Below are 12,714 nucleotides of genomic sequence, written 5' to 3'. Positions count from 1 at the left end.
CGAGTGGTTGATCACATGAGGCATTGCCCGGACGACGGCCCGGTGAGTGGGCTCAACGACGGCCGCGTGGTGTGGCCACAGGCCCCGTTGCCCCGGGCGCTGCGCCCGGGGCAACGGCGGCAACCACCTCTTGTGGGTGGGCCCGGCCCGTGACCTCACGCTGGTCTCACGCTGGGGAGCCGATGTGGAAGCCCTCATCGTGGCGGTCTCGGAAGCGGTCCGCCCCGGATGACGACCGAGGCCACCGCTCAGTGGGCCTCCACATCGGCTGTCTCCGTCAGCTGCCGCCCGTCACCTTGACGTAGTCGACGACCAACTGCTGCGGGAAGGAGGTGTTGCCGTCCGGGTCGCCGGGCCAGTAGCCGCCGACGGCCAGGTTGAGAATGATGTAGAAGGGGTGGTCGAAGGCCCAGCGGTTGCCGTTGAGATCGGCGGGGGTGCGGGTCTGGTAGACGTTGCCGTCGACGGACCAGGTGATCTTGTTGGGCGACCAGTCGATGGCGAAGGTGTGGAAGTCGTCGGAGAACTTGCCGCCGTTCGGCAGGGTGTAGCCGGCGCCGATGCCGCCCGAGCCGGAGTAGCCGGGGCCGTGGAGAGTGCCGTGGACGGTGCTGGGCTCGAAGCCCACGTTCTCCATGATGTCTATCTCGCCGCAGTTGGGCCAGCCGGCGCTGCCGATGTCATCGCCGAGCATCCAGAAGGCGGGCCACATGCCCTGACCCTGCGGCAGCTTCATCCGGGCCTCGACATGGCCGGAGGCGGTGGTGAACTTCTGCGAGGTGTTGAGGCGGGCGGAGGTGTACTCGCACCGGCCGTACCAGCAGTTGTAGTCGGCCGGGTTCTCCTTGCGGGCGGTGATGACAAGGTTGCCGTTGCCGTCCAGCGCCGCGTTCTTGTTGCCGTCGGTGTAGTACTGCCGCTCGTGGTTGTTGACGTTGTCGCCGGTCTCCACGCCCCACTTGGAGCCGTCGACTCCGCTGCCCGCCGGGCCGTCGAAGTTGTCGGTGAACTCGGCGGCGGCCTTGTTGGTGGCCTGGTGGGCGGTCGTGGGGGTGGCCGTGGCCGGGGCGGTGAGCCAGGGGGTGGCGGCGAGCGCGGTCGCGGAGAGCAGACCGATCACGGTGTTGCGCACGGTTTTTCTCATGGAGCGGTGGTGCCTTCCTGTGTGGGGGATGGGACCGGTGGGTGCCGGTCCGGTGGGGGGAAGGTGTGCGTCCGGCGGTTGGGGGCCGGGGTTCCGCGGCGCTAGGGCACGGGCGTGCGGGTGGGAGGGGTGCCCATCAGCGCTCGTCGGGGGGTGGCGGTCGGGGGACGGTCGGGAGGGGTGCCCGTCAGCGCTCGTCGGGGAGTGGTGGCCGGGCGACGGGCGGGCCGGTGCGCGTCCTCGGTGAGGAAGCGGCCGACGGGGACGGTGGCGGCGCCGAGCGCCACGGCGTGAGGGCCGAGCCGGCACAGCCCGATGGTGGTGTGGGCGTACGGCCGGCGCAGCGCCTGCGCGGCGACCGTCTCGCGGATCCGGGGCAGCATGCGGGCACCGAACAGCAGGCCGGCCCAGCCGCCGAGGATGATCCGCTGCGGGTTGAAGAGGTTGACCAGGTTGGCGATCCCGGCGCCCAGATACACCGCCGCCTCCTCCAGGACGCGCTGTGCGGCCGATGAGGTGTCGGCGGCCGCGAGCAGCGCGGCGAACGTGGACTCGTGGTCGGCGCCGGGGGTGGTGCGACCGCGCCGGGCCTGCCGAAAGCGCTCCAGGACCGCCTCGGCGCCGACGTACGCCTCCAGGCAGCCGCGGGCGCCGCACCGGCAGCGACGGCCGCCGGCCTGGACGGTGGTGTGGCCCCACTCACCCGCGCTGTTGGTGGAGCCCCGGTAGGGGGTGCCGTGGGTGATGACGCTCGCGCTGACGCCGGAGCCGATGACCGCGACGACCGCGTGCTGGACGCCGCGTCCGGCGCCGAACCACATCTCGGCCCGGCCCATGGCCTCGGCGCCGTTGTCGATGTGCAGGGGCAGCGCGGTGCCGGTGCTCAGCAACCGCTCCAGGGGGAGGGCGTTCCAGCCGGTGGCCGATACGCCGATGCCTACGCCGAGGATGTGGCCCTTGGAGGTCCCGGCCTCCTCGACGACGGCGTCGAGACCGGTCAGGATGTGGCCGACGACGGCTTTGGCGTCGCGCTCTTCGGGGGCTAACGGGTGGACGACACCGGCCCGTTGGGTGAGGGTGAGGTCGAACAGCCCGACGCGGACCCTGGTGTCGGCGACCTCGACGCCGATGACGTACCGGTGCTCGGGGACCAGCCGCAGCCGGGCGGCGGCCCTGCGGCCCGCCGCGACGGGGGCCGCTCCCGCCTCGGTGCCGACGCCTTCGGTGGCGATGCCCTTGGTGGCGGCACCCCTGGTGGCGGCGTCTTTGACGACGGTGCCGTTGGCGATGGTGTTCTGGGTGCCGGCGTCCGGGGCGATGGCGTTCGGGGCGATGAGGCCGTTGGTGACGGCCCCTTCGGTGACGACGCCTTCGGCGATCAGCTTGCCGATGACCGTGCGCACGGTGGTGGCGCTGAGCCCCGTACGGCGGACGAGCTCCTGCCGGGTGAGCGGGGCGTGGAAGTACAACGTCCACAGCAGTGCGGCGCGGCTGCCGTGCCGCGGATCGCGCACGGTGGTGCGCAGCGAGGGCTGGGCTGCCTGCGCCTGGGCCGTCATCGGTCACCTCCGGGGAGACACAATGTCCAGCCCTGTTCGAGTCATGTCAATAGGTCTGGACCTTCCTGTCTCAAAGAATTTGAGGCGGACTCCGACCCAACTCCCCCTGAACCGACAGAAGTCGAACCCTCAGCGCGCTCCGCCGGTGGCGAGGAAGTGCGCCAGCGGAAGGGTGGCCGCGCCCAATGCCACGGCGTCGGGCCCCAGTTCGGCCAGCCCGATCTCGGTCTGCGCATACGGCCGGTGCAGTGCGTAGGAGGCGGTGGCGGCCCGGATCCTGGGGAGGACCCGGCCGCCGAGGAGCAGTCCGGCCCAGCCGCCGAGGATGATCCGCTCGGGGTTGAAGAGGTTGATCAGATCGGCGATACCGGCGCCGAGATAGGCGGCGGTCTCCTCCAGCACCTCGCGCGCCCGCGTCTCGGTCCCGGCGGCCGCCACGATCGCGGCGAACGCGGTCTGCTGGTCCTCACCGGCGCCCTCCGCGCCGCCCTCCCCGACACCGTCCGTGCCGCGTTCCCCCGGGCGGTCACCGGGCGCCGCGCGCCCGTAGCGGTCGAGCACCGCCTGCGCCCCGACGTACGCCTCCAGACAGCCGACCGCACCGCACCGGCAGGCGCGCCCGCCGACCTGGACGACCGTGTGCCCCCACTCCCCCGCGCTGCTGGTCGCGCCCCGGTACGGCGCCCCGGCGGTCACGATGGCCGCGCCGACGCCGGAGCCGATCAGCGCGATCACCGCGTTGTCCGCGCCGCGGCCCGCCCCGAACCACATCTCGGCCTGCCCCTGCGCGGTGGCGCCGTTGTCGATGAACAGCGGCAGATCGGTGCCGGTGCGCAGCAGCCGCTCCAGCGGCACCGCGTCCCGGCCGGCGGTCGGACCGTGGACGAGGACCTCGTCGCCCTGTTCGACGACGCCGGGGACACCGACCCCGACGCCGATGACCGTCTCCGGCTCCGTGCCGCTCTTGGCGACGACCGCTTCGAGGCCGGTCAGGATGTGGCCGACGACCGGCTCCGGGTCCCTCTCCAGCCCGCCGGGCGTCAGCGGATGCTCCCACCGGGCCAGTTCGGTGAGCATGAGGTCGAACAGCTCCACCCGCACATGGGTCTCGCCGACGTCGACCCCGATGAGATGGCCGCTGCCCGGCGCGACCCGCAGCAGCGTGCGGGGGCGGCCGCCGTCGGACTCGACGGACCCGGCATCCTCCACCAGCGCGTCGGCGAGCAGTTCGCCGACGACGTTGCTGACCGAACCGGAGCTGAGCCCGGTGAGCGCCCCCAGTTCCTGACGGCTCACCGGACCCTGGAAGTACAACTGGCGCAGCAGCGTCGAGCGGTTGCCGCGCCGCAGGTCGCGGACGGTCCGTCGGTTCATCTGACCCATCGGGCTCCTTCCCCCGGCCCGAACCTACCTGACGCGGCCGCTCTTGACGCCGACTGGTTTCATCGCTTAACTCACGGTCTGAATGAAGCCTCGCGCTTCACCTTTTGAACGGTCAATGGCGTCCGATTCGCCAAGGGCAGCCGACCGGCCGGCCAAAGCCGCCCCCGGCCGCCCGCCACGCGGCCCCGCTACTCCGCGCCCGGCGCCTGGAACAGCGCGAGCAGATCCTCCCGCCCGAACATCCGCGCCGTCTCGACGGCCGAGGGCGATCCGGAGCGAGGGTCGGCGCCCTTGGCCAGCAGCACCCTCAGCACCTCCTCCTCGCCCTTGAAGGCGGCCCCGGCGATGGGCGTCTGGCCCCGTTCGTTCACCCGATTGGGGTCGGCGCCGCGCTCCAGCAGGGCCGACACCGTCGCGGGGTGGCCGTAGTAGGCCGCCAGCATGAGCAGGGAATCACCCTTGTCGTTGGTGAGGTTGGCCGGGACGCCCGCGTCCACGTAGGCGGCGAGCGTATCGGTTTCCCCCTGCCGGGCCAGGTCGAAGACCTTGGACGCCAGCTGCAGCACCTCCGGGTCGTGGGCGGGCTCGCTCTCGGGGTTCGATGGGGTCATGGCCTGTCGCCTCCGGCTTCGCTACCTCGGTGTGTGATCACCCACCCTAAGGACGGCGACCGAGTCGTCCGAGGAGGCGGTCACCCCCGCGGGAGGAGGCGGCCGACTCGGAGCGCCACGGCTCCATGGTGATGATTACACCGATAATCCACCCAATTGCACCTTTTGCCCGGCCCCCACATGCTGTGATCCTGGAACCACTCATGGTGACTGACCGTCCCCCATCAGCCAGGAGACCGTGATGATCCTGTCCATTTCCGGCGTCGTACTGCTCGGCATCGTCGTCTTCATCTTCTTCCGCAAGGACGGGCTGAAGGGGTCGCACGCCATCATCTGCGCGCTCTTCGGCTTCTATCTCGCCTCCACCGCAATCGCGCCGAGCATCAAGGCGGGCGGTGCGAGCCTCGCCAGCCTCCTGGGCGGGATCAAGATCTGACGTGGCCCGGAGACCGCTCCCCCGCCTCCGCCTCGGCGGCGCCGAAGGCACCCCGCTCATCCCGTTCCTCCGCGGCCGCGCGTTCGCCCGCACCGCGGCCGACGGCGTCGCCGATGTCCTCCACCCCCTGGTCGCGCTCTCCCGGGGGCTGCGCCTGCTCGCCGCCACCGGGCGGCGCAAGTGGGTGGAGCTGCCGGGCGACCGCCGTGGGCCGGTGTTCACCCTCGTGGCCGCCTGCGGCTTCGTTCTCTTCCTTCTGCCGTACGGGCCACTGGCGGCGGCGATCAGTCTGATCGGCGCCGCGGGCTGGGCCGGGCGGGGGCGCGCCCCCGCCGACTCGGGGACACCCGGCACGGACGGGGCGGAGCGGCTGCGCACGCTCTACGAAGCCCTGGTGCCGTACTTCTCCGCCTCCGAGGACCCCAGCCCGCTCTACAGCCACGGCGGCGACTGGTCCACGGTCTTCGACTCCTTCGCCTTCGATGACGGCGGACGGCTCACCCGACTGCGGCTCCGCTACCCCGCCTACTTCACCGACGGCGAGCCCGCGGCCCGCACCCGGATCGAGCAGTTGCTGTACGCGAAGTCGGGACGCGGCCGTGAATACCTGTTCGAGTGGGACGAGGAGGCCAACGGCCTCAGCCTGACCGTGCTGCCCGCCCTGTCCACCGCGATCCACGCCCAGCGCTTCGTCACCGCGCCCGGTGAGACGGTGCTGGGCTTCACCGATCCGTCCTCGGTGCAGCGGACGCTGCCGGTGCTGGCGGCGCCGGAGAGCTGCGAGGAGAGCGCGGGGGACGCGGTGGACGCGGTCGGCACGGGGGTCGAGAGGGCGACGGGGGACGGACCGGAGACCCATGACGTACCGCCGGTGGTCTGGCGCACCGGCCCCCGCTCGACCGAACCGCATCTGCTCGCGCTCGGCCAGCCCGGCAGCGGCACCACGACCCTGCTGCGCTCCATCGCGCTGCAGGCGCTGCCTCATGGCGAGGTGCTGGTGGTGGACGGCGGCGGCACCGGCGAATACGCGTGTCTGGGCGGGCGTACGGGGGTGCTCGCGGTGGAGTCCGGGCTGGCCGGGATGCTGGCCACGCTGGAGTGGGCGGGCCATGAGACGGAGCGCCGGCTGATCGGCGCCAACCGTGCCCGCCAGCTCGGGCATGCGCCGCCGGACGACATCCAGCGCCCGCTGTGGATCCTGCTGGACCGGCCGTCGGCGATGAGCCATCTCGCGGCGGCCGACGGCCGCACCGACCCGCAGGAGCTGCTGGCGGTGCCGCTGCGGCACGGACGGGCGGCGAACGTACGGGTCGTGGTGGCCGATCAGCTGGATGCGGCCGAGGCGCTGAGCGACGCCGTGCGGCGCCACACCCGGGCCCGGGTGGTGCTGGGCCCGGTCTCCTCCGAGCAGGTCACGGCCGTCCTCGGGGCGCCGCCGCACACCACGCCGACGCCCGAGGTGCCGCCGGGCCGCGGCTATGCCCGCCTCGGCGCGGGCCCGGTGCACCGCCTCCAGGTGCCGGCCACGCCCGATCCGTACGACGAGGCGGTGAGTGAGGCCGAGCGGCAGGCGGTGCTCCGGCTGCTCCCCGCCCCGGACCCCGCCGCGCCCCAGGCCCCGGCGCCCGTCGGCGGATGACCCGGCGGAGCGCCCTGACGATGACGAGGTGACCCGCCGGGGCACATCCCGGCGGGTCACCTCCCGGCAGGTCAGGCCACGTACGTACGGGGCGATTCGGCCTCGAGCGTGGCGCCCGAGGCCACCAGTTCGGCGGCCGCGGCCAGCCGGGTGGCGGCCTTCTCGGCGACCGCACCCCCGACGGTGAACGGAAGCCGTACGTACCCCTCGAACGCGCCGTCCACTCCGAAGCGAGGCCCCGACGGCACCCGTACCCCCAGCCGGGCGCCCGCCTCCGCGATGCGCGAGCCGGAGAGGCCGCCGGTGCGGGCCCAGAGGGTGAGGCCGCCGTGCGGGACGGTGAACTCCCAGTCGGGCAGATGGCGTCGGACGGCGTCGACGAGCGCGTCCCGGTTGTCACGGGCGAGCGCCCGGCGCACCTCGATGGCCTCCTCCCAGCCGCCGGTGTTCAGCAGCCAGGCGACGGCGAGCTGTTCGATGACGGGGGTGCCCAGGTCCGCGTAGGCGCGGGCGGCGACCAGGCTGCGGATGACATCGGGCGCGGCGCGCACCCAGCCGATGCGCATCCCCGCCCAGAAGGACTTGCTCGCCGAGCCGACGGTGATCACGGTGCTGCCGCCCGGGTCGAAGGCGCAGACCGGGCGGGGCAGCGCCACCTCGTCGTCCAGGCGCAGCTCGGTCATGGTCTCGTCGGCGATCAGGATGGTTCCAGCGGCGCGGGCGGCATCGACGAGCTGCCGGCGCTGCTCCTCGGTGGCCAGGGCGCCGGTGGGGTTGTGGAAGTCGGCGATGACATAGGCCAGCCGGGGCGCGGCGGCGCTGAGGACCTGGCGCCAGGCCGGGATGTCCCAGCCCCCGAGTTGGCCGGCCACGGCGACGGGCACGAGCCGGGCGCCCGCCTCCCGCATCAGCTGGAGGATGTTGGCGTAGCTGGGCGATTCGACGGCGACCCGCTCCCCGGGCCGGACCATCAGCCGACTGGCGGCGGCGACCGCGCCCATGGCGCCGGTGGTGACCATGATCTGCTCGGGCATGGTCGGTATGCCGCTTGCGGTGTAGCGGTCGGCGAGCGCCTGGCGCAGGGCGGGCAGTCCGGCGGGATAGTCGCCGTGGGTGCGGGCGTAGGGCGGCAGTTCGTCCAGGGCGCCGTGCATGGCGCGGGTGAGCCACGGTTCGGGGGCGGGCAGCGCGGCACAGCCGAGGTCGATGACGGAGGCCGCGGCCTCGGGCGGGAGCGGATCGAGCCCCCGGGTGGGCAGCGGGCTTCCGGCGGGCATGGCGGTCCAGCTCCCGGCGCCGCGCCGGGACTCCAGGAACCCCTCGCCGCGCAGCGCCTCGTAGGCGGCGGCGACGGTGGTACGGCTGACCGCGAGCGCCGCGGCGAGCTCACGCTCGGCGGGGAGGCGTGCCGCGACCGGAACCCGGCCCTCCAGGATGAGCAGCCGTACGCCGTCGGCGAGGGAGCGGTAGGCGGGGACGCGGCGCCCCCCGGTCAGGGAGGCCGCGGTCCCGGCGGCCACACCGTCACGGGTGTGCTGCGATCCGAGCAGCCGGGCCAGTTGGGGTGCGCCGACCGCGGACGTCCATGGACTCATCGAATGCGGTCCACCTTTCAAAAATTGGCCGTAGAACTGGACTGCTTCCAGGCCACAGAGTGACATGCCGCAGGCCACTCACACCAGGAGCTCGCATTGTCCGATCGCCTTCCACGCCGCCTTGTCCAGCTCTACGTGGGGCTCGTCCTGTACGGCGCGTCCATGGGGCTCCAGTTGCGTGCCGCCGTCGGTCTCGACCCCTGGGACGCCTTCCACCAGGGCGTCGCCGAGCACACCTCGCTGTCGATCGGCACGGTGACGGTCGTCGTCGGCCTCGCCGCGCTGCTGCCGTGGATCCCGCTGCGCGAGCGGCCCGGACTGGGCACGGTGTCGAATGTGATGGTGATCGGGCCGGTGGTGGACGCCACCTTGTGGCTGATACCGGAGCAGAAGGCGCTGGCGGTGCGGATCCCGATGCTGCTCTTCGCGATCGTGCTGTGCGGCGCGGCCACCGGGCTCTATATCTCGGCGCGGTTCGGGGCGGGCCCGCGGGACGGGCTGATGACGGGGCTGCACCGGCGCACCGGGTGGTCGCTCCGGCTGGTGCGGACCGGGATCGAGCTGGCGGTGCTGGCCACCGGTTTCGCTCTGGGCGGGTCGGTGGGGCTGGGTACGGTGCTGTTCGCGCTGACCATCGGGCCGCTGTCGCAGTTCTTCCTGCGCGTCTTCGCGATTCCCGCGCCCGCCGGGACGCCGGCCCCCGGGATCGTGGCGCGCGGCGGCGCCGAGCCGCAGGTCCGGGACCTGATTTAGGGCTGGCGCGATCGGAGCGGTAGTGTACGCCCTTGGCCTACCAGGCGGACCGTTACTGCGCGCTAAAGTACCAGAAACGCTGGGTGACATCTGCTGCCAGATGTGACAAACCGGGCGCCTGTGGGTAGAACAACGGGGCGGCACGACGGGCGACGCATGTCCCAACACGGGAATCTTCACCGCCGACCGGACGTTGACCGGATGACGACGACAGCGACACCTGTCCTGTGGGCGACAAGCCCGGGAGGCACGATTCATGAGTGAGCGAGCTCTCCGCGGCACGCGACTCGTGGTGACCAGCTACGAGACCGACCGCGGCATCGATCTGGCCCCGCGCCAGGCGGTGGAGTACGCATGCCAGAACGGCCATCGATTTGAGATGCCGTTCTCGGTAGAGGCGGAGATCCCGCCGGAGTGGGAGTGCAAGGCGTGCGGCGCCATGGCACTCCTGGTGGACGGCGACGGACCTGAGGAGAAAAAGGGCAAGCCTGCGCGCACGCACTGGGACATGCTCATGGAGCGGCGCACCCGCGAGGAACTCGAGGAGGTGCTGGCCGAGCGGCTGGCGGTCCTGCGCTCCGGTGCCATGAACATCGCCGTGCATCCGCGGGACACACGTAAGTCTGCCTGATCCGAGCGGCAGACTTGAGATAACAAGGGCCGGGGCCACTGCTGAGCAGTGGCCCCGGCCCTTGTGCGCGTTGGCGCGATCCCGGTGGCTCAGCCCCGGTCGCGCGGCCGCAGTCCGGGGCCCGGCTCTCCATCGCCGTCCCGGTCCTGGCCGTGGCCGTCCCCGTCCTTGAGCACCTCGCCCTGGATCACCGTGCCCTGCTCCGCGCGCGCCTGCGCGCCCCGGCGCTCCCACTCCTCACGGGCTTGGAGGAAGGGGTCGGACGGCGATCCGGGGACGAAGCCCATCCGGCGCGACAGCGCGCTCTCCGCGCGGCGCCGCAGCAGCGCCCGGGTCGGCGGGAACAGGCACACCAGCGCGGCCACGTCCGATATCAGCCCCGGCACCATGAGCAGCAGCCCGCCGAGCATGGTGAAGGAGCTTCCGGGCCGCGCCGCGGGCTCCTCCTCGCCGCCCGGCCGCATCGACGCGGCCAGGCTCTGCCACGCCCGGCGGCCACCGCGCTTGACCACGGCCCCGCCCACCACCACGCCCGCGACCAGCAGCAGGAAGACGGTCAGCCCACCGGCCAGGTCCGCCACCAATGTCAGCAGCCAGATCTCCAGAACCAGCCAGGCGGCGATCCCCAGCGGCACGAAGGTGCGGGCGCGCGAGCGCTTCGGGCGGGTCGGGTCGCTCTGCTGCGATGCGCCGGTCATCATGCCTCCAAGTGTGCCCGGGCCCGTGCGCGATGCGGAGCCCGGGGCCGCGTGGCCAAGGGGATCGAGGGGATCTCATGGGTTCCAACGTGCGAGGTGTCCCAGAGGCTCCAGCAGTCCGAAGCGGAGTCCGCAGAAGGGCTCGAAGCGGAGTCCGAGGAGAAGTCCCGAGGAGACCGGACGGAATCCGCGGGGAATCGGCGGTGGCGGTCCGGGTACCCGCTGTCGGCGGAGGTGTCGAATGACGGGTGTCCTGGAGGTCCTGGTGTGGTGGGCGGCGCTGACCGGGATCTGGCTGGTGCTGATCGGCACCGTCGACCCCCTGGAGATCCTGGTCGGGACGGCCGCCGCACTGGCCGGCGCCCTGCTCGCCCGCGCCGGGCGCCGGGCGGTGACGGACCGGTGAGCACCTCCGACGGCTGGCTGGCGGCGGCGCTGGTGCCGCTGCTCGCGCTGGTACCGGTGCTGTGGCGGATCGCCTACGGCTCGCCGAAGGACCGGCTGATCGGCCAGAACCTCACCTCGCTGCTGGCCGGGCTGGCGCTGCTGCTGGCCGCCCGGGGTTTCCACCGGACCTCGTACACCGATGTGGCGCTGGTGGTCAGCGTGCTCGGCCCGACCGGAACCCTGATCTACGCCCGCTTTCTGGGCGTCCTGCCCGACTCGCGGCTGGTGCGGTGGACGGCGCTGGTGGGGGTGCCCGTCACCGTGCTGCCGCTGTGCGTGGCGACCGGGCCCGGCCGGGCCATGGTGAAGCTGCTGCTGATCGGCGCACTGCTGATCGCGGGCAGCGTGGTGACCGGCGCCCGCAGCGGAAAGGGGGGCATCACGACATGACCGATGTGCTGATCGTCATCGCCCTGCTGCTGGTCGCGGGCGCCGCCACCGCCGCCGTGCTCAACCGGGACCCGGTGCGGCAGGCGCTGGTGCTGTCCTTCCTCGGCCTCGCGCTGGCCCTGCTGTTCACCTTCCTCCAGGCGCCGGACGTCGCGCTCTCGCAGCTCGCCGTCGGCTCCGCGGTGACGCCCCTGATGATCCTGCTGACCGTGCGCAAGGTGCGGCGCCGCCCGGGGGACGGCGACGGCGCGGACAAGCGGGCGGGCCGTGAGCGATGAGCGCCCGGGTCCGGCTGTGGGTCTTCCTGGTGGGCGCCGCCGGGTTCGCCGTGCTGTTCGCCGTCGCCTGCTTCGGCCTGCCGGCGTTCGGCACCGCCCACCACCCGTACGGCGTCCGGGCCGTGCACGCCTCCTTGAGCCATCACACGGCCAATGTCATCGCGTCCGTCAACTTCGATCTGCGCGCCTTCGACACGCTCGGCGAGGAGACCATCCTCTTCTCCGCCGTCCTCGGCACCGTGGTGCTGCTGCGCCAGGCCCGGGACGAGCACCGCAAGGATCCCGAGCCCGCCGTGGTCCACCCCCGGGTACGCCGGTTCGCACTGCTGATGCTGCCGCTCGCCCTGCTGGTGGGCCTGTATGTGATCGCGCACGGTCAGGTCAGCCCGGGCGGCGGCTTCCAGGGCGGGGTGGTCGCCGCCACCGCGCTGCACCTGCTCTACATCGCGGCCGACTACCGGGCCCTGGAGCGGGTCCGGCCGCTGACCCTCTACGAGATCGGGGAGGCCGCGGGCGAGGTGGCCTATGTCATCACCGGGCTCGCGGCCGTCCTCGCCGGGTCGGCGTTCCTCGCCAACGTCCTGCCGTTCGGCACCTTCGCGACCCTGTCCTCGGGCGGCACGGTGCCGGTGCTCAACGCGGCCGTCGGCCTGGAGGTCGTCAGCGGGGTCGTGGTCCTGCTGGCCCGCTTCCTGGACCAGGCCGTGGAGATCGAGGAGCCCGGGGAGGACGACGGGAACCCGCGCGGCGCAGGGGACGGCCCGGACGACGGAGACGACAAAGACGACGAGAGGGAGCGAGCGTGACGGTCCTGCCGTACCTGGTCGCCGGATGGATCTTTCTGATCGGTGTGTACGGGCTGGTGACCAGCCGGGACCTGATCCATGCCGTGGGGTGCCTGGCGGTCACCCAGTCCTCCACCTATGTGCTGCTGCTCGCCGTCGGCTACCGCAACGGCGGCACCGCCCCGGTCTTCGCCGACGCGCCCACCGACAGCCGGGTGGTCGACCCGGTCGTCCAGGCGCTCGCCCTCACCGACATCGTGGTCGGCGCGACCGTGACCGCGCTGCTGCTCGCGCTCGTCGTCCAGCTCCGCAAACGCCATGGCACGGTCGACCCGGACGCCCTGTCCGAGCTGAAGGGCTGACCG

The 12,714-nt window shown here is 72.6% G+C and carries 15 protein-coding genes; 9 read left to right on the top strand and 6 right to left on the bottom strand.

Annotated features, from left to right (window positions below):
* Window positions 1–277: 277 nt before the first annotated feature.
* The 4 genes from AS97_RS37865 to AS97_RS37850 all read right to left on the bottom strand — a co-directional run bounded on the left by AS97_RS37865 (window position 278) and on the right by AS97_RS37850 (window position 4,697).
* On the bottom strand, window positions 278–1,144 hold the full coding sequence (locus AS97_RS37865; protein ID WP_059146562.1) for a glycoside hydrolase family 16 protein: 867 nt from the start codon (window positions 1,142–1,144) through the stop codon (window positions 278–280).
* Window positions 1,145–1,245: 101 nt separating this feature from the next.
* Window positions 1,246–2,703, bottom strand: a complete 1,458-nt coding sequence (locus tag AS97_RS37860; protein ID WP_210566470.1) for an ROK family transcriptional regulator — start codon at window positions 2,701–2,703, stop codon at window positions 1,246–1,248.
* Between the two features lie 129 nt (window positions 2,704–2,832).
* On the bottom strand, window positions 2,833–4,086 hold the full coding sequence (locus tag AS97_RS37855; protein ID WP_086711424.1) for an ROK family transcriptional regulator: 1,254 nt from the start codon (window positions 4,084–4,086) through the stop codon (window positions 2,833–2,835).
* Window positions 4,087–4,274: 188 nt separating this feature from the next.
* The gene (locus tag AS97_RS37850) at window positions 4,275–4,697 is read right to left on the bottom strand and encodes an ankyrin repeat domain-containing protein (RefSeq protein WP_086711422.1); all 423 of its coding nucleotides are present in this window, start codon (window positions 4,695–4,697) and stop codon (window positions 4,275–4,277) included.
* 241 nt (window positions 4,698–4,938) lie between these two features.
* On the opposite strand from AS97_RS37850, the gene AS97_RS37845 reads away from it, so the two are divergent.
* Together AS97_RS37845 and AS97_RS37840 are read left to right on the top strand one after the other, a co-directional pair.
* Complete coding sequence (locus AS97_RS37845; protein WP_059146566.1) at window positions 4,939–5,133, top strand: hypothetical protein; 195 nt, start codon at window positions 4,939–4,941, stop codon at window positions 5,131–5,133.
* A 1-nt stretch (window position 5,134) separates the two neighbouring features.
* Window positions 5,135–6,772 carry a hypothetical protein gene (locus tag AS97_RS37840; protein WP_210566469.1) on the top strand — a complete coding sequence of 546 codons (1,638 nt, stop codon included), beginning with the start codon at window positions 5,135–5,137 and terminating at the stop codon, window positions 6,770–6,772.
* 71 nt (window positions 6,773–6,843) lie between these two features.
* Here AS97_RS37840 and AS97_RS37835 read toward each other — a convergent pair whose 3' ends face one another.
* Window positions 6,844–8,367, bottom strand: a complete 1,524-nt coding sequence (locus tag AS97_RS37835) for a PLP-dependent aminotransferase family protein (protein ID WP_125761553.1) — start codon at window positions 8,365–8,367, stop codon at window positions 6,844–6,846.
* A 96-nt stretch (window positions 8,368–8,463) separates the two neighbouring features.
* Between AS97_RS37835 and AS97_RS37830 the strand changes: the two genes are divergently transcribed.
* Both AS97_RS37830 and AS97_RS37825 read left to right on the top strand, forming a co-directional pair.
* Window positions 8,464–9,120 (top strand): hypothetical protein, encoded by a 657-nt coding sequence (locus AS97_RS37830; protein WP_210566468.1) that lies wholly within the window; start codon window positions 8,464–8,466, stop codon window positions 9,118–9,120.
* 256 nt (window positions 9,121–9,376) lie between these two features.
* Window positions 9,377–9,751: an RNA polymerase-binding protein RbpA gene (locus tag AS97_RS37825; protein ID WP_014056358.1), complete on the top strand. Its 375-nt coding sequence runs from the start codon at window positions 9,377–9,379 to the stop codon at window positions 9,749–9,751.
* An 89-nt stretch (window positions 9,752–9,840) separates the two neighbouring features.
* On the opposite strand, the gene fxsA is transcribed toward AS97_RS37825, so the two are convergent.
* Window positions 9,841–10,449, bottom strand: coding sequence for an FxsA family membrane protein (fxsA, locus tag AS97_RS37820; RefSeq protein WP_086706370.1), 609 nt, complete (start codon window positions 10,447–10,449; stop codon window positions 9,841–9,843).
* Window positions 10,450–10,690: 241 nt separating this feature from the next.
* On the opposite strand from fxsA, the gene AS97_RS37815 reads away from it, so the two are divergent.
* From AS97_RS37815 to AS97_RS37795, 5 genes are read left to right on the top strand one after another with little or no spacing between them, the layout of a single operon-like run.
* The gene (locus AS97_RS37815; protein WP_165449204.1) at window positions 10,691–10,855 is read left to right on the top strand and encodes a hypothetical protein; all 165 of its coding nucleotides are present in this window, start codon (window positions 10,691–10,693) and stop codon (window positions 10,853–10,855) included.
* Window positions 10,852–11,286, top strand: coding sequence for an MrpF/PhaF family protein (locus AS97_RS37810; RefSeq protein WP_059146571.1), 435 nt, complete (start codon window positions 10,852–10,854; stop codon window positions 11,284–11,286). Before AS97_RS37815 ends, AS97_RS37810 begins: the two co-directional genes overlap by 4 nt.
* Window positions 11,283–11,564, top strand: a complete 282-nt coding sequence (locus tag AS97_RS37805) for a DUF4040 domain-containing protein (RefSeq protein ID WP_059146572.1) — start codon at window positions 11,283–11,285, stop codon at window positions 11,562–11,564. The genes AS97_RS37810 and AS97_RS37805 overlap by 4 nt, the downstream gene beginning before the upstream one ends.
* Complete coding sequence (locus tag AS97_RS37800) at window positions 11,561–12,370, top strand: MnhB domain-containing protein (protein ID WP_210566467.1); 810 nt, start codon at window positions 11,561–11,563, stop codon at window positions 12,368–12,370. Before AS97_RS37805 ends, AS97_RS37800 begins: the two co-directional genes overlap by 4 nt.
* Window positions 12,367–12,711 carry a sodium:proton antiporter gene (locus AS97_RS37795; protein WP_059146574.1) on the top strand — a complete coding sequence of 115 codons (345 nt, stop codon included), beginning with the start codon at window positions 12,367–12,369 and terminating at the stop codon, window positions 12,709–12,711. Before AS97_RS37800 ends, AS97_RS37795 begins: the two co-directional genes overlap by 4 nt.
* Window positions 12,712–12,714: the final 3 nt, after the last annotated feature.

This window comes from Streptomyces sp. AgN23 (assembly GCF_001598115.1).
GTDB classification, from domain to species: Bacteria; Actinomycetota; Actinomycetes; order Streptomycetales; family Streptomycetaceae; genus Streptomyces; species Streptomyces antimycoticus.
Note: the sequence above shows the minus strand (reverse complement) of the source record. Positions and strands in the feature narration are given on the sequence as shown.